Below are 20,222 nucleotides of genomic sequence, written 5' to 3'. Positions count from 1 at the left end.
GGGGCTTGGGCTTTCGCTTTGCGCGCTTCTGGGTGGGCTATGGGGGCGGGGGGTTTGTCAATGCCAATTATCAACGCTGCTAAACACCGGGCCGCTGTTTCGCGGCCCCGGGTCTCACCGGGGGCCGGCTGCTGCACGCATTGTGCCGACTAGAACCACATGCGCACGCCCGCTACCCAGCGCGTGTCGCGCGCGTGGTCGCCGGCATAGTCGGCGGTATCGCCGAAACTGCGCTCATGGGTGATACCGATGTAAGGCGCGAAGCGGCGGCTGAACTCGTAGCGCAGGCGCAGTCCGGCCTCGACCTTGTTCAGGCCGCGCCCGATGCCGTGCTCCGGTTCGTCCTTGCTGGCCACGGTGGCCTCCACCAGCGGCTGCAGGATCAGCCGGTTGGTCAGCAGCACGTCGTACTCCACTTCGGCCTTGGCCAGCAGCTGTCCGCCGGAGCCGGCATAGAGCGTGGCCGAACTCTCGAACTTGTACGGCGCCAGGCCCTGGATGCCGATGGCCGCCCAGGTTCGGGAATCGGCGGGGCGGAAGTCCTGGCGGACACCCACCAGCACATCCCACCAGGGCGACACGCTGCGCCCGTACAGTGCTTCCACCGCCGAGGATTCGGTGCGGCCCTCACTGCGCTCGCCATCGGTGCGCAGCCACAGGCGGTTGATGTTGCCGCCGATCCAGCCGGTGGCCTCCCAGGCCTGGCCGTTGCTGTTTTTGCCATCCCAGTGCTCCAGGCGGTCGATCAGCAGCAGGCTGTTGATTTCCGGCGCATGCTCCATCGCGCCATGGGCGATGGGCGGGAACGCGGCGGCACGATCGGCGTCGGTGGGCACTGGAATCGGCTCGCGCGGCTCGGTCGGCGCGGACGTGCCGTGGCCCATCGTCGAATGATCCATCTTCGAATGATCCATCTTCGAGTGATCCATCGTCGAATGATCCATCTTCGAGTGATCAACCGCGTCTTCGGCAGTGGGCTGCTTGGTCTTCGGCGCCGGTGCCGGTGCGGGCGTGGGCATGTCATGGCCCGCGTGCGACTGTGCGAAAGCAGGCAGTGCGACGGTCAGGGCCATTGCCAGCAGGCTGGGGGAGAAAAGGGAGCGCTTCATTCTTCGATCCTCACTTCGCGCATCATCCCCGCTTCCATGTGGTAGAGCAGGTGGCAGTGATAGGCCCAGCGGCCGAGCGCATCGGCGCGCACGCGGTAGCTGCGGCGGGTGCCCGGCGGCATGTCCACCGTGTGCTTGCGCAGCTGGAAGTTGCCCTGCGCGTCCTCCACGTCGCTCCAGACGCCATGCAGGTGGATCGGATGCTGCATCATCGTGTCGTTGACCAGCACGATGCGCATGCGCTCGCCGTAGTTCAGCCGCAGTGGCTCGGCGCTGGCGAATGGAATGCCGTCGAACGACCAGGAGAACTTCTCCATGTGGCCGGTCAGGTGCAGCTCGATCTCACGGCTGGGCTCGCGGCCATCGGGGTCCTCGAACAGGCTGCGCATCGCGCCGTAGGTCAGCACCTGGCGGCCGTTGTCGCGCAGGCCGATGCCGGGATCGTCCAGCTTGGGATCGGTGGCCGAGCTCTGCATGTCCACCAGCGGATTGTTGCGTTCGCTGGCCGGGTGCTGCGGTGCCTTGCCGGTGGTCGTCGCGCCGCCATGCGCGCCGTGCCCCATGCTGGCGCCGCAGCCGCCTTCCATGCCTTTCATCGCGGCCATGTCATGACCGCCGTGACCGCCGCCCATGTCGTGACCCATATCGCTCATCGTCAGCAGCGGGCGCGGGTCGCGGGCGGGAACCGGCGCCTGCAGGCCGTGGCGCACGGCCAGGGTGCCGGCCGCGTAGCCGGTGCGGCCCATGTCCTGGCAGAAGATGGTGAACGCATCCTGCCCGCTGGGTTCGACCAGCACGTCGTAGGTCTCGGCGGGGGCGATGCGGAACTCATCGATGCTGACCGGATGGATGTACTGGCCATCGGCAGCGACCACGGTCATCTTCAGGCCGGGAATGCGCACGTCGAAGTAGGTCATCGAGGCGCCGTTGATGAAGCGCAGCAGCACCTTCTCGCCAGTGCGGAACAGCCCGGTCCAGTTGCCGGCCGGCGCGGTGCCGTTCATCAGGTAGGTGTACGTATGCGCGTTGATGTCGGAGATGTCGGTGGGTGTCATCCGCATCCGTCCCCACATGCCGCGGTCGGACAGCGCCGCAGACCAGCCATCGCGGCGCACATCGCGCACGAAGTCGGGCAGGGTGCGCTTGTAGTAGTTGTCGTGCTCGGCGAGCTTCTTCATGCGCCGGAACAGTGCACCCGGGTCCATGTCGGTCCAGTCCGACAGCATGATCACGTGCTCGCGGTCGTGCCGGTACGGGGCCGGCTCGGCCGGGTCGATGATCAGTGCGCCATACAGGCCGGCCTGCTCCTGGAACATCGAATGGCTGTGATACCAGTACGTGCCCGACTGCTTGAGCTGGAAGTGGTAGTGGTAGGTCTCGCCGGGACCGATGCCGTTGAAGCTCAGGCCCGGGACGCCGTCCATGTTGGCCGGCAGCAGGATTCCGTGCCAGTGGATCGAGGTCGGGTGGCGGTCCAGCGTATTGCGTACGAACAGATCCACGGTCTGGCCCTCGCGCCAGCGCAGGATCGGTGCCGGCAGTGAGCCGTTGACGGTGATCGCCGGCCGGGTGCGACCGGTGAAGTTGGCCAGCGATTCGCCGATGGCCAGTTCCAGGCGGGTATCGGTCAGCACGGCCGGTGCGCCGGCCAGGCGCGGGGCGGCACTGGCCGCAGCGAGCGCTCGCAGCGGCACGCCGACCGAGGCGATGCCGGCAACCACGCCGCCAGCGGCGAGACCCTGAACGAACAGGCGGCGCGACGGCATGGGCAGGGCGCCCGGGCCGGGGGGAATGCGGGTATTCATGGTGGTGACTCCAGACACGGTAGGACGCCGGCAGCGGGCCGGCTTGAGTGCGCGTGGCGCACGACGCGTGTGGATCAGGCGATGGGGGGGCGGGAAAGTGGCGGCAACGGCGGCGCCGGGCGGCCGTTGGCCGGCATCGGCTGCGGTGTCAGCGACAGGCCGGGACCGGCCATGAAGGGCAGCGCCTGCACCGCCAGCAGGGGATGCTGGGCACAGCTGCGCAGGCAGTCCTTGATCTGGCAATGCGCATCGTGGGCCGCCGGTTGGGCCTGCGGCGCCTCGTCGGCGGACATGGCGGCGTGGTGATGGCAGTCGGCGTCGCCCGCCATCGTCGCCATCATCACGTGGGCCATGCGGCCCATCTCCTCATGACCGCTGGCCATGGCCGCGTTCAGCCCGTTGAGCAACAGGCTGAGCATGAGCACGACGCGGAGCAGGGTCGAGGCCAGGGACATGGCGCTAATCTAGCCGCAAGCGGGCCCGGATGCACTTCCGGCTGAATGGCCGGTTCAAGATTGGAGCGGCACCAATGTAGAGCCGAGCCCGCGCTTGGCTGCTTCTGCGGCAACAGCCGAGCGTGGGCTCGGCTCTACAGGAGGCCCGGCGCTACCCCTCTTCGCGCACGATTTCCACCAGGCGCGGACCATAGCGGCTCAGCTTGGTGCCACCGATGCCGCCGACCCGGGCCAGCTCGTCCAGGCTGGTGGGGCGCTGTTCGGCGATGTTGCGCAGGGTACTGTCGTGGAAGATCACGAAGGCCGGCACGTTCTGCTCGCGGGCCAGTTCGGCACGCAGGCCGCGCAGGGCATTGAACAGGGCCAGATCCTGCGGGGGGACAGACAGGCCGGTGCGCTGCGCGCTGCGTTCGCGGCCGGCGCTGGTCGCAGCCTCGCGGCGCATGTTCACCGTGCGGCGGCCCTTCAGTACGTCGCGGCTGGCATCGGTCAGGCGCAGGCCGCCGTGGCCTTCGCTGTCCACTTCGAGCAGGCTGGCGGCCACCAGCTGGCGGAATACGCTGCGCCAGGTCCGTGCATCCAGGTCGCGGCCGATGGCGTAGGTGCTGAGCTGGTCATGACCTTGCTGGCGCACCTTCTCGTTCTCGCTGCCGCGCAGGATGTCGATCAGGTGGCTGACGCCGTAGCGCTGGCCGCTGCGGTAGACGCAGCTCAGTGCCTTCTGCGCGGGAACCGTCGCGTCCCATGCCGCTGGCGGGGTCAGGCAGTTGTCGCAGTTGCCGCAGGGGCGGGGATAGGTCTCCCCGAAGCCGGCCAGCAGCACCTGGCGGCGGCATTGCATGGATTCGCAATAGCCGAGCAGGTGGTCGAGCTTGGACCGCTCCAGCTGCTTGCGTTCCTCGCCGGCTTCGGACTGCTCGATCATCTGCTTGAGCAGCACGACGTCGCCCAGGCCGTAGCACAGCCATGCTTCGGCCGCTTCGCCATCGCGGCCGGCGCGGCCGGTTTCCTGGTAGTAGCCTTCCATCGACTTGGGCAGGTCGGTATGCGCAACGAAGCGCACGTCCGGCTTGTCGATGCCCATGCCGAAGGCGATGGTGGCGCACATGACGATGCCGTCCTCGCGCAGGAAGCGGCGCTGGTTGTCCGCGCGGACGTCGGCGGGCAGGCCGGCGTGGTAGGGCAGGGCGTTGAAGCCCTGTCCGCGCAGGTACTCGGCGGTTTCCTCGACCTTGCGCCGCGACATGCAGTAGACGATGCCCGCCTCGCCGCGATGGCCGCGCAGGAAATCGGTCAGCTGCTTGCGTGCGTTGTCCTTCTGCACCACGGTGTAGCGGATGTTGGGGCGGTCGAAGGAGCTGACGAAATGGCGGGCATCCTGCAGGTCCAGGCGCTCGGCGATCTCGCGCTGGGTCGGCGGATCGGCGGTGGCTGTCAGGGCAATCCGGGGAATCTGCGGCCAGCGCTCGTGCAGCACCGTCAGCTGGCGGTACTCGGGGCGGAAGTCATGGCCCCATTGCGACACGCAATGGGCTTCGTCGATCGCGAACAGGGCGATCCGGCTGCGCGAGAGCAGGGACAGGAAGCGACCCGTCAGCAGGCGCTCGGGTGCGACATAGAGCATGTCCAGCTCACCGGCCAGCAGTTCGCGTTCGACGCGGCCGGCAGTGTCCGCGTCCAGCGTCGAGTTCAGGTATTCGGCGCGCACGCCCAGCTGGCGCAGGGCTTCGACCTGGTCCTGCATCAGTGCGATCAGCGGTGAGATGACAATGCCGCACCCGTCACGCAGCAGGGCGGGCACCTGGTAGCACAGCGACTTGCCACCGCCGGTGGGCATCAACACCAGGGCGTCGTGACCGGCAGCCACGTGCTCCACGATGTCCTGCTGCGGACCACGGAAATCGTCGTAACCAAAGACGCGGTTGAGCAGGTCGTGCGCGGGACGGGAAGCCATCGCGCTAGTTTACCCCGGAGGGAGGGGTAGGGGTTCGGCAGGGCTGCGCCCTGCACCTGCTGCAAGCCAGTGCAACGTCAAAGGCAACAGCCGGCTCTGGGCTGATCCGCGGTCTGGTGGGGCGGTGTCGGAGTGCGGGGACGCCGCAAGTACGTCCGTGTAGGCTTGGCAGCCGCATCCATGCGGCTGACACCCCGTACTCCGACACCGCCCCACCTTCGACAGTTTCCCGGTGGCGGTGGGCCATCCACGCCCTGCGTGGATGAAATCTGTCAGATATCGACAAACAGAATGGGGGGGGGGGGGGGGTTTTGGGGGGGGAAAAGCGCCGCCCCCCCCCCGAGGGGGAGGCCCGGCCGGGGGGGTGGAAAAGGCGGGGGGGGGGGGGGGGGGGGGGGGGGGGGGGGGGGGGCGCCCCCCCCCCCCCCCCGAACACCCCCCAACCCTTACTGCAGCAGGGAGCGCAACATCCACGCATACTTCTCGTGGGTCTGCAGGCGCTGGGTCATCAGATCCTCGGTCGGGGCATCATCGCCCTTGGCCGCCACCTCCAGCACTTCACGCGCCGTACGGCAGACCGCTTCGTTGGCGACCACCAACTGGCGTACCATTTCCCGCCAGTCCGCACTGTCGGTCAGGCCCGGCTCCTCGGCGATCGAGGTCAGCGCAGCGAACTCCCGGTAGGAGCCCGGGGCATTGAAGCCCAGCGCGCGGATGCGCTCGGCCACATCGTCCAGGGCCGCCCATTGCTCGGTGTACTGTGTTTCAAACATGGTGTGCAGCGAGTTGAACATCGACCCGGTCACGTTCCAGTGGAAGTTGTGCGTCTTCAGGTAGAGCGTGAACGCGTCAGCCTGGAAGCGCGACAGACCGTCGGCGATCTTCTTGCGGTCGCCCTGGGTGATCCCGATATCGATATTGGGGGCCGACGGCGCCGCAGCGGCAAGCTTCTGCTTGCCGGTCTTGGCCTTGGTCGGGCTCTTGGTCTTCGCCATGGGGTTCCTCCTTGTGGAATCGTTGGTCTTCACAATAAATCAGTCTTGACGACTGTTTGCTTTCAAAGTTTTAAACGAACCGATTGATGAACGCTATCGACAAAATGCCGCAGTCTCGCCTGCGCCAACTGCGCGCCGCCATCGACGGCGCAATGAGCCGCGACCGGGGCCGTTTGCTGGGGATGCTCTCGCGTTGCCAGGCCAAGCCACAGGATGCGGCACTGGCTGCTACCTTCGAGCAGGCCTTGCAGGCGTCGGTGCAGCGCCGGCAGAAACGGGCGCAGCAGCAACCAGCCATTACTCTGGACCCCCAGCTGCCGATTGCGCGTGAAGCCGATGCCATCATCGCGCTGATCCGGGATCATCAGGTGGTGGTGATCGCGGGCGAAACGGGCTCGGGCAAGACCACCCAGCTGCCCAAGCTGTGCCTGGCCGCCGGCCGTGGCCAGGCCGGCATGATCGGTTGCACCCAGCCGCGCCGGATCGCCGCACGCGCGGTGGCCAGCCGCGTGGCACAGGAGCTGCACAGTGAGCTGGGCCAGCTGGTCGGCTACCAGGTGCGCTTCAACGACAAGGTCAGCGAGGACAGCCGCATCAAGTTCATGACCGACGGCATCCTGCTGGCGGAGATCGCCAGCGACCGCTGGCTGTCGAACTACGACACGATCATCGTCGATGAAGCGCATGAACGCAGCCTCAACATCGACTTCCTGCTCGGCTATCTGAAGCAGCTGCTGCGCAAGCGGCCGGACCTGAAACTGATCGTCACCTCGGCCACCATCGACACCGACCGTTTCGCCCAGCATTTTGACGACGCGCCGGTGATCAGCGTGGAGGGCCGTACCTATCCGGTCGAGGTGCGCTACCGCGCGCTGGAAGGCGAGGGCGAGCAGGAGGGCGAACGCACCGTCAACGATGCGATCGTGTCGGCGATCGACGAGATCACGCGCCTGGACGCGCGGGGCGATGTGCTGATCTTCCTGCCGGGTGAACGTGAGATCCGCGACGCCCACCAGTCGCTGGAGCGACGCCGGTACCGCAATACCGAGGTGCTGCCGTTGTATGCACGGCTGTCCAACCAGGACCAGGACCGGGTGTTCAACCCCGGGCCGAACCGGCGCATCGTGCTGGCCACCAACGTGGCCGAGACCTCGCTGACGGTGCCGCGTATCCGTTATGTGGTCGATCCGGGCTTCGCCCGCGTCAAGCGTTACAGCCCGCGCAACAAGCTTGACCGCTTGCACATCGAGCCGATCTCGCAGGCCAGCGCCAACCAGCGCAAGGGCCGCTGCGGCCGTATCGCCGAGGGCATCTGCTATCGCCTGTATGCGGAGGCCGATTTCCAGGCCCGGCCGGAGTTCACCGATCCGGAAATCCGCCGCTCCAGCCTGGCCGGGGTGATCCTGCGCATGCTGCAGTTGGGTCTGGGCCGCATCGAGGATTTTCCTTTCCTGGAAGCACCGGACGAACGTGCGGTGGCCGATGGCTGGCAGCAGCTGACCGAGCTGGGCGCGATCGACAGCGAGCGGCGCATGACCGCGATCGGCAAGCAGATGGCGCGCCTGCCGGTGGATGTGAAGCTGGCACGCATGCTGGTGGCGGCACAGGCGGCCGGCTGCCTGCGGCCGATGCTGGTGATCGCCTCGTTCCTGGGCATCCAGGACCCGCGCGAGCGACCGGCCGAGGCACGGGGGGCCGCCGACACCGCGCATGCCCAGTTCGCCGACGGCCGCTCCGAGTTCGTCGGCGTGCTGCGTCTGTGGGATGCCTACCGGCAGGCCCATGAAGATCTGACCCAGTCCAAGCTGCGCGACTGGTGCGGGCGGCATTTCCTTGGATTCCTGCGCATGCGCGAGTGGCGCGAGCTGCATCGCCAACTACGCTTGCTGTGCGAGGAGCTGGGCTGGAAGGAAGAGCCCGTGGAAGCATCGATGGCACCGTTGCTGGCGGGCAGCAGTGCGCCGGCGGCCGCACGTGATGACGCGGCAGCGGTGAAAGCCACGCGGGGCCAGCTGCACCGCGCTGCCCGCCTGGCCCGCGAGGGCAAGGCAGACGCCGTGCCGGCGCCGGTGGCGGCGCGGGCGCAGAAAGAGCAGGCGCCTGCCGGCGGCGGCTTCAGTGAACGCGTGCGGGCTTCGGCCTATCAGACGCTGCATCGTGCACTGGTGGCGGGCCTGCCTACGCAGATCGGCCATCGCACCGAGAAGGGGGATTTCCTCGCGCCGCGCCAGCGCCGCTTCCTGCCGTTCCCCGGTTCCGTGCTGTCCAAGCGGCCACCCCCCTGGTTGCTGGTGGCCAACCTGCTCGACACGCAGAAGGTGTGGGGCATGACCCTGGCGGCGATCGAGCCGGACTGGGTGATTGCCGAGCTGCCGCACCTGCTCCTGCGCAAGCACTTCGACCCGCATTGGTCGCGTGCGCAGGGCCAGGTGCTGGCATCGGAACAGATCAGCCTGTTCGGTCTGGTGCTGGCGCCGAAGAAGCCGGTGCATTACGGACGCATCGCACCCGGCGAGGCGCACGACATCTTCGTGCGGCAGGCGCTGGTGACCGGCGAGATCAACACCCGCGCCAGCTTCGTGGCAGACAACCAGAAGGTGCTGGAGGTGGCGCGCGAGGAAGAAGCGAAGCTGCGCCGGGCTGGCATCGTTGCCGATGAAAACTGGCAGGCGCGCTGGTATCTGGACCGGGTTCCCCCCCACATCCATTCGGCATCCGGCCTGGACGCGTGGTGGAAGGAACTGCCGCCCGCACAGCGCAAGGGGCTGCACTGGACGCTGGCGGACCTGCTGCCGGGCGAAGGCAGCGAACAGGAGCGTTATCCGAAGTATCTGCCGCTGGGCCAGGCAAGGCTGCCGCTGCACTACCGTTTCGAGCCGGGTGCCGAAGATGATGGTGTCACCCTGGAGGTGCCGCTGCACCTGCTCAACGCACTCGATCCAGTGCAGTTGGGCTGGCTGGCGCCAGGCTTCGTCGCCGACAAGGCGGCAGCGCTGATCCGCAGCCTGCCCAAGGCGATGCGGCGCAATTATGTGCCGGCCCCTGATTTCGGCCGTGCGTTCCATGAGGCGTTCCCCAATGCCAGTGCCGATGCGATTACCGGCGAACTGGCACGCTTCCTGTCGCGCGCGACCGGCGCCCCAGTCGCGGCGACTGATTTCGAGCCGGATTCCATCGAGCCGCATCTGCACATGAATCTGCGACTGCGCGACGAACACGGCAAGGTGCTGGCCACCTCACGTGACCTCGACGCGTTGCGGGCGCGATTCGGCGGCCGAGCCGGTGATGCCTTTGCCGCGCGTGCCGGTCGCGAAATGGCGGCCGATGGGCTGCGCACCTTCCCGGCTGCGCCGATTCCACTGCAGGTACCCGGTGAGGCGGGCGTGCCCGCCTATCCAGCGCTGCTGGACGAGGGTGACAGTGTGGCCCTGCGCATCTTCGCCGACCGCCAGCAGGCAGAGGAGGCCCACCCACTGGGCGTGCGCCGCCTGCTGGAGATCGCGCTGGCCGACAAGGTCAAGCAGGCCCGCAAGCAGCTGCCGGTCGCTGCCAAGACGGGCCTGTTGTATGCGGCGATCGAATCGCAGGAGCGCCTGCGAGGCGATCTGGTCGATGCGGCGATGAACGCCGTGCTGGCCGAAGGACTGGAAAGCATCCGCGATGCGGCGGCCTTCGAACAGCGCCGCGAGCATGCAGCCAAGGCCCTGTTTGGCGAGGCGATGTCGCGGCTGAAGCTGGCCGAGACCATCCTGGCGCTGGTGGCGGAACTGAAGCCGATGCTGGAAGCGCCGTTGATGGGCTGGGCACGGGGCAACCTGGACGACATGGAAGCGCAGCTGGCGGGATTGATCCACCCCGGCTTCCTGCGCGACACACCGGCTGATGCGCTGGCCCAGTATCCCCGTTACCTGAAGGCGATGATCCTTCGCACCGAACGTGCCAAGCGTGACCCGCCACGTGACCAGGCGCGCATGCTGGAACTGCATCCGTTCCTGGAGGCGCTGGCTGCCGGTGAACAGCAGGGCCTGCGCGAGCGGCCACAGTGGCAGGCGCTGCGCTGGGATCTGGAGGAGCTGCGGGTTTCGCTGTTCGCCCAGGAACTGGGGGCGCGCACCGGCATCTCGGCCAAGAAGCTGGCGCAGCGGGTGGCGGCACTGCGCCAGGCATGAAGCGTGCAGCCGGGCAGTGCCCGGCTGCATTCGGACGGATTGCGCGTTACTTGGTGCGACGGACCTTGGGCTGGGTATTGACGCCCTCGACCTTCAGGTACCACACACCCATCACGCCCGGGGTGATGCTGACCTTGGGCGATTGCCTGCGGACACCGGAAATTGACGTCGTGTCGGTCTGTTCCCATTGCTGGCCGTTGTCCAGCGAGTAGACGCGGCCCTTGCCGAAGCCGCGGAACTCGCCCTGCAGCACACCGGTGATCGGCTCATTGCTGCCGAAGTCGAAGAAGCCACGGTTCTTGCGGATCACTTCCTGTCGCCCCTCCTCGCGCGCTTCCTCGCGCACGGCGGCAACCGCCTCGGTGGCAGCGGCTTCGACCTTGCCCTGCAGCCAGCGGTTGAGCGAGGTCAGTTCGGCGGCGCTGAGCTTGTCCAGGCCGGCGGCCTTGAACTCGGCCGGTGACATCTGCTGCTGCAGATCGCCCTCCACCACGCGCTGCGCCAGGGCGGGCGCGGACAGGGACAACAGCACGGCGGCACAGGCCAGCAGCCGTGGACGGGCGCGCAGGACAATGGAAGGCATGACAGGTCTCTCCGGGGTTTGCCCGCGAGTGTAGCGGCATGTGCTCATGCCCGGCGATGCAGCGGTGGCGATTGTCCCTGAACGGTGCCGGCGCTAGTGTAGGGGCCTCTGTCTTGCCTGCTCGATGCTGTGAACCGCGCTTCCGTCCCCGGCCTGGATGCCTTGTTGAACCGTCCCTCGGCAGCGGTGCTGCCCGCTCCGCTGCGCCAGGCCCTGCGCGAGTACTGGGAAGCTGCCGGGACTGACACGCAGATGCGCGCCAGCTGGTCGGTGCTGGGCGACACCCTCGATGCCCTGTCAATGCTCTCGGCGGACGAAGGCGCGGTGGTCGCGGCCCTGCTGTTCGACCTGCCCGGCCTGCGCGCCCACCTGGAGCAGTTGCCGCTTGGCAGCCACCGGGCGGCGGTGATCGGCCTGCTCGACGGCCAGGACGCGGCCGACCCGGTATGGGCGCTGCACGCCGGTCGCGAGGCCGGACGCAACAGTGAGGGCCTGCGCCGGCTGCTGCTGGCGATCATCCGCGACCTGCGGGTGGTGCCGATCCTGCTGGCGCGGCAGCTGGCGCGCATGCGCGCGGCCGACAGGCTGGAGGAGGAGCAGCGCCGCGCGCTGGCCCAGCTGACCCGCGACATCCATGCCCCGCTGGCCAACCGCCTGGGCATCTGGCAGCTGAAGTGGGAGCTGGAAGACCTGGCGTTCCGCCATCTGGAGCCGGACACCTACCGACGCATCGCCCGCGAGGTGGATGAAACGCGCATCGCCCGCGAGCGTTACGTCGAGAACGTCAAGAAGGTGCTCTCGCGCGAACTGTCGGCCCAGGGCATCAAGGCCGAGGTCAGCGGGCGGCCGAAGCACATCTACAGCATCTGGCGGAAGATGCAGAAGAAGCGGCTGGCGTTCGACCAGCTGTATGACATCCGTGCGGTGCGGGTGATGGTCGACGACGTCGCGGCCTGCTACGCCGTGCTGGGCGTGGTGCACGCGCTGTGGGCGCCGGTGCCGAGCGAGTTCGATGATTACATCGCCCGACCCAAGGCCAACGACTACCGTTCGCTGCACACCGCCGTCGTCGGCCCGGAAGGGCGCACCATCGAAGTGCAGATCCGCACCCACGAGATGCATGCGCAGGCCGAACTGGGCGTGGCTGCGCACTGGAAGTACAAGGAAGGTGGCAAGGGCGCCGAAAAGTCCTTCGACCGCAAGATCACCTGGATGCGCCAGCTGCTGGAGCAGGCGCAGGACGGGCAGGGCAATGAACTGGCCGGGGCACTGGATGCGGAGCTCACCGAGGACCGCGTCTATGCGCTGAGCCCAAAGGACGAAGTGCTGGATCTGCCGCAGGGGGCCACGCCGCTGGACTTCGCCTACCAGGTGCACACCATGGTGGGACACCGCTGCCGCGGCGCCAAGGTGAACGGCCGCATCGTGCCGTTGACCTACCGCCTGCGCAGCGGCGACCGCGTGGAGATCCTTACCGGCAAGGAGGCCGATCCGCGCCGCGACTGGCTGATACCGGCCAACGGCTTCCTGGCCAGCAACCGCTCGCGCGAGAAGGTACGCAGCTGGTTCCACAAGCTTGACCGCGCGCGCAACGTGCAGGCCGGCCGCGAACTGCTGGAGCGCGAGCTCAAGCGGCTCGGGCTGCAGCATTCGGATCTGGCGGCCGCGGCGAAGAAGTTCCATGCCGACAGCATCGACGACCTGTACATCCAGGTGGCGCTGGGCGATACCGGCCCCAACCAGATCAGCCGCGCGCTGCTGGAGGCCGAACGTGCGGCCAGCCAGCCAGCGCCGCCGCCGACCCTGCCACGCCCGACCGCACGGCGCGAGAACCTGGGCAAGTCCAAGTTCACCGTGCAGGGCGTGGGCAACCTGCTGGTGCAGCTGGCACGCTGCTGCCAGCCGGTGGCGGGCGAACCCATCGTCGGCTACCTGACCCGTAGCCGGGGTGTCACGGTGCATCGGGCAGACTGTGCAGCGCTGGCCCGCCTTGCCGCGGCCAGCCCGCAACGCATCCTGCCGGTGGAATGGGGGCAGGCGGGCGGCGGTTACGAAGTGGACGTGGTGGTCGATGCGGTCGATCGCCGCTGGCTGCTGAAGGACATCACCAACCTGATCGCCCAGGAAGACGCCTACGTGCTCGACATCCACAGCGACAACGTGCGCAACAGCGGCCGCGCCCACCTGCGCCTGCGGCTGAAGGTGAGCGATTACGGCCAGCTGTCGACGCTGCTGGGCAAGCTCGATGCCTTGCCCGGTGTCAGCGAGGCACGTCGCCTCGGCTGAGCTTCACGCCACCCCGGCTACCCTGCACGCATGGAACGCGAGCCTCCGCATCGCCCTCACGGCGCCGAACATCCTGCGCTGGACCGCGTCCGCCGTGAAGGCCGTTGGTGGTGGCTGCAGGCGCGGCATGCGCGCCGGGTCTGGCGCTGGGCGCTGGTGGCGGCGATGGCGGTGTTCGTGCTGCTGGTGCTGCTGCGCAAGCCGCTGGCGGACTGGTTCTGGGACGAACCGCAGATCGAACAGCTGCTGGCCGAAGGTGATCGTGCGCTGGCGGCGGGACGGCTGAGCGCCATCGATGGCAGTGGTGCGCGCGAGCGCTACCAGGCCGCGCTTGCGCTCGACGGCGATCGCCCGCAGGCGCGCGAGGGCCTGGCACGGACCGGTGCCGCTGCGTTGCAGCAGGCGCGCGACCGGCTGCAGGCCGGGGATCTGGACGCCAGTGCGCAGGCCTTGGCGCTGGCACGCGAGCTGCAGGTGCCGCAGAGCCAGACCGATGCGCTGGCGCGCCAGCTGCAGGCACGTCGCACGGCCGGGGCAGGGATTGGCGCGATGCTTGCGCAGGCGCGCAACGCACTCGCCGCCGGGCGCCTGGATGACGGCGACAGCAGCGCCCTGCCGATGTTCCAGCGCATTCTGGCCCTGCAGCCGGACAACCTATCGGCGCTGGAAGGTCGCGAGGATGCACTGAGTGACCTGCTGCAGCAGGCGCGTGCCCTGGCCGCGCGAGGTGATCTGGCCGACGCGGCCGCGGTGGTGCAGCGGGCACGTCAGTTCGATGCCGGGCACGCCGACCTGCCGGCCAGCCAGGAAGCATTGGCGCAGGCGATGGATCAGCGATTGCGGCAGGCGCAGCGTGCGTTGAAACGACAGCAGCTGGAAGCGGCGGCGGCGGGCTTCCAGGCGGTCCTGGCGGTGGCGGCCGACGATCCCAGTGCCCAGCGCGGCCGGGAGCAGACACTGCAGGCGGTCCTCGCACGCAGCCAGAAGCGGGCCGATGACTTCCAGTTCGAGGCGGCACAGCGCGATGCCGCATTGGCAGCGTCGCTGGGTGCCTCGGCAGCGGCCAGGCAGCAGCTCGAGCAGCGCCTGCAGCGTGCACGGCAGGCGCAGCAGGCCCTGCAGCAGCCGTCGATCAGCAACAGCCAGCGCGAGCGACAGCTGCGTGATCACCTGCGCCAGGTCGAACGCGCCGAGCGTGCAGGGCAATGGATCAGTCCGCCCGGGCACAGTGCCTTCGATGCGCTGCGCGAAGCGCAGTCGCTGGCCCCACGGGACACCCGCGTGAAAGCGGCTGCCACGCGGCTGCTGCCGGCCAGCCGCCAGTGCTTCGACGACAACCTGCGCCAGAACCGGGTGCAGGCCGCCGGCGCCTGTCTGCAGGCGTGGCAGACGCTGGCGCCGACCGACGCCGGGTTGCCGACCGCACGGCTGCGCCTGGCCCAGCGCTGGCTGGCGATCGGCAGCGAACGGCTCGGCAGCGGCGATCTGGCATTTGCCTCGCATGCCGCCGAGCAGGCGCGGCGGCTGCAACCGGACCTGGCCGAACTGCCGCCATTCGAGGAGCGGCCGCGGCGCGCAGGTGGCGAGCCGCAGCCGCGATGATGCGACGACCATTCGTGCCGGTGGTGCCAGTCGGGTATAGTCCAGCCGCTCCGGCCGCTCCCCAGAACATGTCCAGCGTCGCACCCACCGTCTCCGTTGCCTTGTGTACCTGGCAGGGTGAGCGCCATGTCGCCGCCCAACTGCGCAGCATCGCCGCGCAGAGCGTACTGCCGACACAGGTGGTGATGGTCGACGATGCTTCTGCCGATGGTACCTGGGCCGTGCTCCTGCACGAGGCTGAAGCGCTGCGTGCGGCCGGCATCGAGGTGGTGCTGCGGCAGCAGGAGCAGAACGTCGGTTACGTGCGCAATTTCGAAACCGCGTTGTCGGCCTGCAGCGGCGACATCGTCTTCCTGTGCGACCAGGACGATGTGTGGCATGCGGACAAGGTCGCCACCTTCCTGCAGGCGTTCGCCGTGCGGCCCACGGTACAACTGCTGCACAGCGATGCACGGCTGGTCGATGCGCAGGGCCGGCCGCTGCCGGCGACCCTGTTCCAGGCGCTGTCGATCAGCCGCCGCGACCTGGACCGGGAACACCGCGGTGAAGGCTTCGAGCTGCTGATGGGCCGCAATCTGGTGACCGGCGCCGTGACCGCGCTGCGGCGTGGCCTGATCACGCAGGCGCTGCCGGTGGCCAAGGACTGGATCCACGACGAATGGCTGGCGCTGGTGGCGGCGGTCAGCGGTGGTCTGGACAGCATCGAAGCGATCACCACCGATTACCGGCAGCATGGCGACAACCAGGTGGGCGCGCGCCAGCGCGGGCTGCTGGAGCGGGCCGTGGGCAGTGGTTCCGCGCGCCGCACCTATCTCGCGGCGGCGTTGGCCCGCCTGCGCTCGTTGCAGGAGCAGGCGCGGCTGGGCCGGCCGGCACTGGATGCCGCACAGTTGGCGACACTGGACCAGCGTCTGCGCCATGCCGAGGCGCGGGCCTGCGCGCCAACCCGGCTGCCGTCCCGCATGCTGCACATCGCCCGTGAGCTGGGCAGTGGCCGCTATCATCGTTTTTCCAACGGCCTGCGTTCGGCGGCCAGCGACCTCGTGCAGGGAATCCAATGACTTCGCAGATGCCGGCAGCGCGTGCTGCCTTCGACGCGCACCGCGTCTGCGCCGTGATCGTTACTTATGGCCCCGATCCGGAGTTGCTGCGGCGGGTGGTCGACAGCGTGCTGCAGCAGGTCGGGCATCTGGTGGTGTTCGACAACGGCAGCCGTGGTGTGGATGTGGAAGCGCTGCTGGGCGCGGCGCCCGGCATCAGCCTGTTGGCCTCGCCGCACAACGTCGGGCTCGGCAGTGCGCTGAACCGGTCGTATGAGCAGGCCCAGTCATTGGGGTTCGACTACGTGCTGCTGATGGACCAGGACAGCGTGCTGGAGCCGGGCATGGTCGACGTGCTGGGCATCGCGCTGGTCGAGCTGGCGGGCAATGAGCGGATCGCTGCGGTGGGACCGCAGTTCCGCGACGCACGCAGCGGCATGCTCGCCCCGTTCGTCCGCTTCGGCTTCCCCTTCAACCACAAGCTGCGTGGCGGCCCGGGCCAGCGCATCTCCTGCGACTTCCTCATCACGTCCGGATCGCTGGTGCCGATGTCGGCGCTGCGTGACATCGGTGCGATGGACGAAAGCCTGTTCATCGACAACCTGGACATGGACTGGTGCTTCCGCGCCAAACGCAGTGGCCACGCGCTGTACGGAATCTGCGATGCGCAGATGAGCCACAGCATCGGCGAGGAACTGCTGCCGTCGCGGGCGAAGCCGGACGGCGTGATCGTGCACAAGCCGTTCCGCCTGTATTTCATCATGCGCAACCGCGTGCTGCTCTACGGGCGCGCCTATACGCCGCGGGTCTGGATCGCGCAGGACGTGCCACGCCTGCTGCTGAAGCTGGTGGGCAACGGGCTGTTCCTGGCGCCGCGCTGGATTCGGTTGCGGTTCATGTTGAAGGGGCTGTGGGACGGCATCCGCGGCCGGGCCGGTCCGCTGCCGCCGGGCCATCGCTGAACGGAAGACCGATCGAACCTGTCTTGGGGAAAGGGCTGGGGTAGACTCCGCTGACGCCCCTGCCATGCTTTTCCCGTGCCCCGACGCTACGATTCCGACGACCACGACGATTTCGACGACGACGACCAGGAGGGCGGCAGCTCGCCCTGGCGACGCAGGCTGATCACCTGGAGCATGGCAGCGGTCGCACTGGGACTGGGTTTCCTGATCCCGTACACCCTGTACCTCAACCAGCAGGTGACCCAGCGTTTCGGAGAGCTGCGCTGGCAGATCCCGACCCGTGTCTACGCCCGCCCGCTGGTGCTGACGCCCGGCAAGGCGATGGATGCGGCGACCCTGAAGACCGAACTGGCCGCGTCCGCCTACCGCGATGACGGCGAAGGCAGGGAGCCGGCCACCTACGCGGTGAAGGGTGGCCGCTTCGTCATTGCCAGCCGTGGCTACGCCGACGTCGATGGCCGGGTGGCCGCACGTCGCGTCGAGCTGTCGCTCGCTGGCGGCACCGTCGCGTCGCTGCGCGATGCCGACAGCCGCAAGGCGCTCAAGGCCGCCCGCCTGGATCCGGCACGCATCGCCACGCTGTACGGCCAGAAGCAGGAAGAGCGTCGCCTGATCCGCATGGACGAGGCGCCGGACCTGCTGGTGACCGGCCTGCAGGCGGTGGAGGACAAGGACTTCAACCGCCATCACGGCATCGACCTGTCGGGCATCGCCCGTGCGGTCTGGGTGACCGTCCGTTCCGGCGGGCAGAGCCGGCAGGGTGCGTCCACGCTGACCCAGCAGCTGGCCCGCAGCGGCCTGCTCGGTATCGGCAAGGAGCAGACCCTCACCCGCAAGTTCAACGAAGTGCTGTATGCGTTGATCATGGAAGCGCGTTACGACAAGCGCACCATTTTCGAGGCGTATCTGAACCAGGTGTACCTGGGCCAGCGCGGCAGCCAGGCGATCCATGGCATGTCCTCCGGCGCCGAATTCTGGTTCGGCCGCGACCTGTCGTCGCTGGAAACCGAGCACATCGCGCTGTTGATCGGCCTGGTCAAGGGCCCGTCCTACTACGACCCGCGACGCAACCCGGAACGCGCGCTGGATCGTCGCAACTTCGTGCTGGGCAAGCTGCGCGAAGCGGCGCTGATCGACGATGCCGAATACCAGCGGGCGCTGAAGGCTCCGCTGGGGGTGCCGAAGACACCGGGCCTGGTCGCCGCCAACCGCTTCCCGGCCTATGTCGATCTGGTCCGTCGCCAGCTCGGCCACGATTATCCCGAGTCCGCACTGCAGGGCGCGGGCCTGAGCGTCATGACCGGCATGTCGCCGTCCGCGCAGGCCTACGCCGAAGGCGCTGTGACCCGTACCATCAAGTCGCTGGAGAGCAAGCGCCGTCCCGAGCTGCAGGCCGGCATGGTGCTGACCGACGTGCATAACGGCGACGTGCTGGCAGTGATCGGCAGCCGCGAGGTCTCCGAGGTCGGCTTCAACCGCGCCATCGAGGCGCAGCGCCCGGTCGGCTCGCTGCTCAAGCCGTTCGTGTACCTGCTGGCGCTGGCCCAGCCAGACCGCTACTCGCTGGCGAGCTGGGTTGACGATTCGCCGGTGACCGTCCAGTTGAGCCGTGGCCGCAACTGGAGCCCGGGCAATGCGGACAACCGCAGCCATGGCACCGTGCGGCTGATCGATGCGCTGGCCAATTCCTACAACCAGGCCACGGTGCGGGTCGGCATGCAGGTCGGTCCAGAGCGTGTGACCCAGCTGATCCACGTGCTGGCCGGCATCAAGGCCGAACCGAATCCGGCCGTGATTCTCGGCTCGACCGACCAGAGCCCGTATGCGATGGCGCAGCTGTACCAGTTCCTGGCCTCGGGCGGCGAGATCCAGCCGTTGCACGCGGTGCGTGGCGTGCTTGATCCGCAGGGCAAGCTGCTCAAGCGCTATGACAAGTCGCCTGCGCCGGCACAGGAAGGCGATTCGATCGCGGCCAACCTGATCAGCATCGGCCTGCAGCAGGTGGTTGCCAGCGGCACCGCGCAGCGCCTCAACGCAGACGGCCTGGGCCGCCTGCAGCCGGCCGGCAAGACCGGTACCACCAATGATGGCCGCGACAGCTGGTATGCCGGCTACACCGGCGACCACCTGGCGGTGATCTGGATGGGCAACGACCAGAACGAGCAGGCCGGGCTGTATGGCGCCACCGGTGCGATGCGCGTGTGGTCGGGCATCTTCCAGCGCCTGCCGAGCGCTCCGCTGCGGGTCAGCAACAAGGGGCTGGACTGGCAGCCGATCGCCGCCAGCGGCACCAACAGTACCGATGAGGGCTGTCCGGGCGCGCGGCGCTTCCCGTTCGTGGTCGGCTATGCGCCGGCGTATGCGCCCTGCGCGCCGGCGGTTTCGCCCGAAGCCCAGGACGGCGCCGGCAGCGAAGGCGGAGGCTGGCGCAGCTGGTTCGGCCTGGATCGCAAGCCGGAACCGGCGGAAGAACCCGCAGCCGCGCCGGCGGCGACCACTCCTCCTCCGAGTCGATGAATCCGATGACGCTTCGAACTTTCCTGCATCCGCTCACCCTGGCCGGCCTCACCGTGGTGCTGGCCGCCTGTGTCAGCAGCGCGCCGCCGGTGGTCAAGCCGGTCGCCGCTACCACCACGCCGGTGCAGCGCCTGGCTGCGGTCGAAGCGGCGGCGGGACCGGATGACAAGGAACTGTCGGTGCAGCCGCTGCGCGATCCACAGGTTGAGGATCTGCGCCAGACCGCGCTGACGCAGCGCCAGGCCAACGATCTGCCGGCCGCCGCCGCCAGCCTGGACCAGGCGCTGCAGATCGTCGCCGCAGACCCCGCAGTGCTGCAGGAGCGGGCCGAAATCGCCCTGCTGCAGGGCAAGTGGTCGGAGGCGGAGACGTTCGCGCGCAAGGCCATCGATCTGGGGTCGAAGACCGGGCCGCTGTGCCGGCGCCACTGGGCGACGATCGAGCAGTCACGGCTGGCGCGCGGGGAGAAGGAGAACGCGGTGTCGGCGCATGCACAGCTGGAAGGGTGCACGGTACCGGGCATCAAGCGGTACTGAGGTATTCCCCTCCATCGGGCGCGTCACACGCCGCGCGGGCCGCGGGCGAGAACAGAAAGATCAGAAGCCGGTCGCGCGCTCGCGATGGGGTCAGAGCCCGTTTACCAAAAGAAAAGGCTAAGACCCCATACAGTTAAGTAGACCAAACTCGCCCCGAAAAACAGGTTGCCGGCCGCCCCCCGCCCCGTTTACGTTACGGAAGTTGTCCA

The 20,222-nt window shown here is 68.3% G+C and carries 13 protein-coding genes; 7 read left to right on the top strand and 6 right to left on the bottom strand.

Features of this window, described 5'->3' with window-relative positions; translation table 11 throughout:
* Positions 1–149: 149 nt before the first annotated feature.
* The 5 genes from ACVOMM_RS17890 to ACVOMM_RS17870 all read right to left on the bottom strand — a co-directional run bounded on the left by ACVOMM_RS17890 (position 150) and on the right by ACVOMM_RS17870 (position 6,318).
* A complete protein-coding gene (locus ACVOMM_RS17890) occupies positions 150–1,109 on the bottom strand; it encodes a copper resistance protein B (RefSeq protein ID WP_481526583.1) in 960 nt (319 codons plus the stop codon).
* Positions 1,106–2,914, bottom strand: a complete 1,809-nt coding sequence (locus tag ACVOMM_RS17885) for a copper resistance system multicopper oxidase (RefSeq protein ID WP_481526582.1) — start codon at positions 2,912–2,914, stop codon at positions 1,106–1,108. Before ACVOMM_RS17885 ends, ACVOMM_RS17890 begins: the two co-directional genes overlap by 4 nt.
* Before the next feature lie 74 nt (positions 2,915–2,988).
* Positions 2,989–3,369 (bottom strand): CopL family metal-binding regulatory protein, encoded by a 381-nt coding sequence (locus ACVOMM_RS17880; protein ID WP_053520158.1) that lies wholly within the window; start codon positions 3,367–3,369, stop codon positions 2,989–2,991.
* Positions 3,370–3,520: 151 nt separating this feature from the next.
* Positions 3,521–5,323: a DNA helicase RecQ gene (gene recQ / locus ACVOMM_RS17875; protein ID WP_481526581.1), complete on the bottom strand. Its 1,803-nt coding sequence runs from the start codon at positions 5,321–5,323 to the stop codon at positions 3,521–3,523.
* A 446-nt stretch (positions 5,324–5,769) separates the two neighbouring features.
* Positions 5,770–6,318, bottom strand: a complete 549-nt coding sequence (locus tag ACVOMM_RS17870; protein WP_053518946.1) for a Dps family protein — start codon at positions 6,316–6,318, stop codon at positions 5,770–5,772.
* An 86-nt stretch (positions 6,319–6,404) separates the two neighbouring features.
* Here ACVOMM_RS17870 and hrpA point away from each other — a divergent pair, with 86 nt between their 5' ends.
* Positions 6,405–10,487 (top strand): ATP-dependent RNA helicase HrpA, encoded by a 4,083-nt coding sequence (gene hrpA, locus ACVOMM_RS17865; RefSeq protein ID WP_481526580.1) that lies wholly within the window; start codon positions 6,405–6,407, stop codon positions 10,485–10,487.
* 46 nt (positions 10,488–10,533) lie between these two features.
* On the opposite strand, the gene ACVOMM_RS17860 is transcribed toward hrpA, so the two are convergent.
* Entirely contained in the window at positions 10,534–11,070 is a 537-nt protein-coding gene (locus tag ACVOMM_RS17860) for a hypothetical protein (RefSeq protein WP_322522902.1), read from the bottom strand.
* A gap of 129 nt (positions 11,071–11,199) precedes the next feature.
* Between ACVOMM_RS17860 and ACVOMM_RS17855 the strand changes: the two genes are divergently transcribed.
* From ACVOMM_RS17855 to ACVOMM_RS17830, 6 genes are all read left to right on the top strand, one after another.
* Positions 11,200–13,356, top strand: a complete 2,157-nt coding sequence (locus ACVOMM_RS17855) for a RelA/SpoT family protein (protein WP_481526579.1) — start codon at positions 11,200–11,202, stop codon at positions 13,354–13,356.
* A 30-nt stretch (positions 13,357–13,386) separates the two neighbouring features.
* Positions 13,387–14,958, top strand: coding sequence for a coiled-coil domain-containing protein (locus ACVOMM_RS17850; protein ID WP_481526578.1), 1,572 nt, complete (start codon positions 13,387–13,389; stop codon positions 14,956–14,958).
* A gap of 68 nt (positions 14,959–15,026) precedes the next feature.
* Positions 15,027–16,019 carry a glycosyltransferase gene (locus tag ACVOMM_RS17845; RefSeq protein ID WP_481526577.1) on the top strand — a complete coding sequence of 331 codons (993 nt, stop codon included), beginning with the start codon at positions 15,027–15,029 and terminating at the stop codon, positions 16,017–16,019.
* On the top strand, positions 16,016–16,960 hold the full coding sequence (locus tag ACVOMM_RS17840; RefSeq protein WP_481526576.1) for a glycosyltransferase family 2 protein: 945 nt from the start codon (positions 16,016–16,018) through the stop codon (positions 16,958–16,960). The genes ACVOMM_RS17845 and ACVOMM_RS17840 overlap by 4 nt, the downstream gene beginning before the upstream one ends.
* 75 nt (positions 16,961–17,035) lie before the next feature.
* Positions 17,036–19,477 (top strand): penicillin-binding protein 1B, encoded by a 2,442-nt coding sequence (gene mrcB, locus ACVOMM_RS17835; RefSeq protein ID WP_065174782.1) that lies wholly within the window; start codon positions 17,036–17,038, stop codon positions 19,475–19,477.
* Complete coding sequence (locus tag ACVOMM_RS17830; protein ID WP_065174783.1) at positions 19,474–20,013, top strand: hypothetical protein; 540 nt, start codon at positions 19,474–19,476, stop codon at positions 20,011–20,013. The genes mrcB and ACVOMM_RS17830 overlap by 4 nt, the downstream gene beginning before the upstream one ends.
* The last annotated feature ends 209 nt before the right edge of the window (positions 20,014–20,222 follow it).

It is taken from the genome of Stenotrophomonas sp. STEN009, assembly GCF_056760395.1.
This window is presented reverse-complemented; position numbering and strand designations above follow the sequence as displayed.

Coding starts and splice junctions, on each gene's coding strand:
- ACVOMM_RS17845 (WP_481526577.1), top strand. CDS start 15,027: ATGTCCAGCGTCGCACCCACCGTCTCCGTTGCCTTGTGTACCTGGCAG.
- ACVOMM_RS17860 (WP_322522902.1), bottom strand. CDS start 11,070: ATGCCTTCCATTGTCCTGCGCGCCCGTCCACGGCTGCTGGCCTGTGCC.
- ACVOMM_RS17840 (WP_481526576.1), top strand. CDS start 16,016: ATGACTTCGCAGATGCCGGCAGCGCGTGCTGCCTTCGACGCGCACCGC.
- ACVOMM_RS17880 (WP_053520158.1), bottom strand. CDS start 3,369: ATGTCCCTGGCCTCGACCCTGCTCCGCGTCGTGCTCATGCTCAGCCTG.
- ACVOMM_RS17870 (WP_053518946.1), bottom strand. CDS start 6,318: ATGGCGAAGACCAAGAGCCCGACCAAGGCCAAGACCGGCAAGCAGAAG.
- ACVOMM_RS17850 (WP_481526578.1), top strand. CDS start 13,387: ATGGAACGCGAGCCTCCGCATCGCCCTCACGGCGCCGAACATCCTGCG.
- recQ (WP_481526581.1), bottom strand. CDS start 5,323: ATGGCTTCCCGTCCCGCGCACGACCTGCTCAACCGCGTCTTTGGTTAC.
- ACVOMM_RS17885 (WP_481526582.1), bottom strand. CDS start 2,914: ATGAATACCCGCATTCCCCCCGGCCCGGGCGCCCTGCCCATGCCGTCG.
- ACVOMM_RS17830 (WP_065174783.1), top strand. CDS start 19,474: ATGAATCCGATGACGCTTCGAACTTTCCTGCATCCGCTCACCCTGGCC.
- ACVOMM_RS17890 (WP_481526583.1), bottom strand. CDS start 1,109: ATGAAGCGCTCCCTTTTCTCCCCCAGCCTGCTGGCAATGGCCCTGACC.
- hrpA (WP_481526580.1), top strand. CDS start 6,405: ATGAACGCTATCGACAAAATGCCGCAGTCTCGCCTGCGCCAACTGCGC.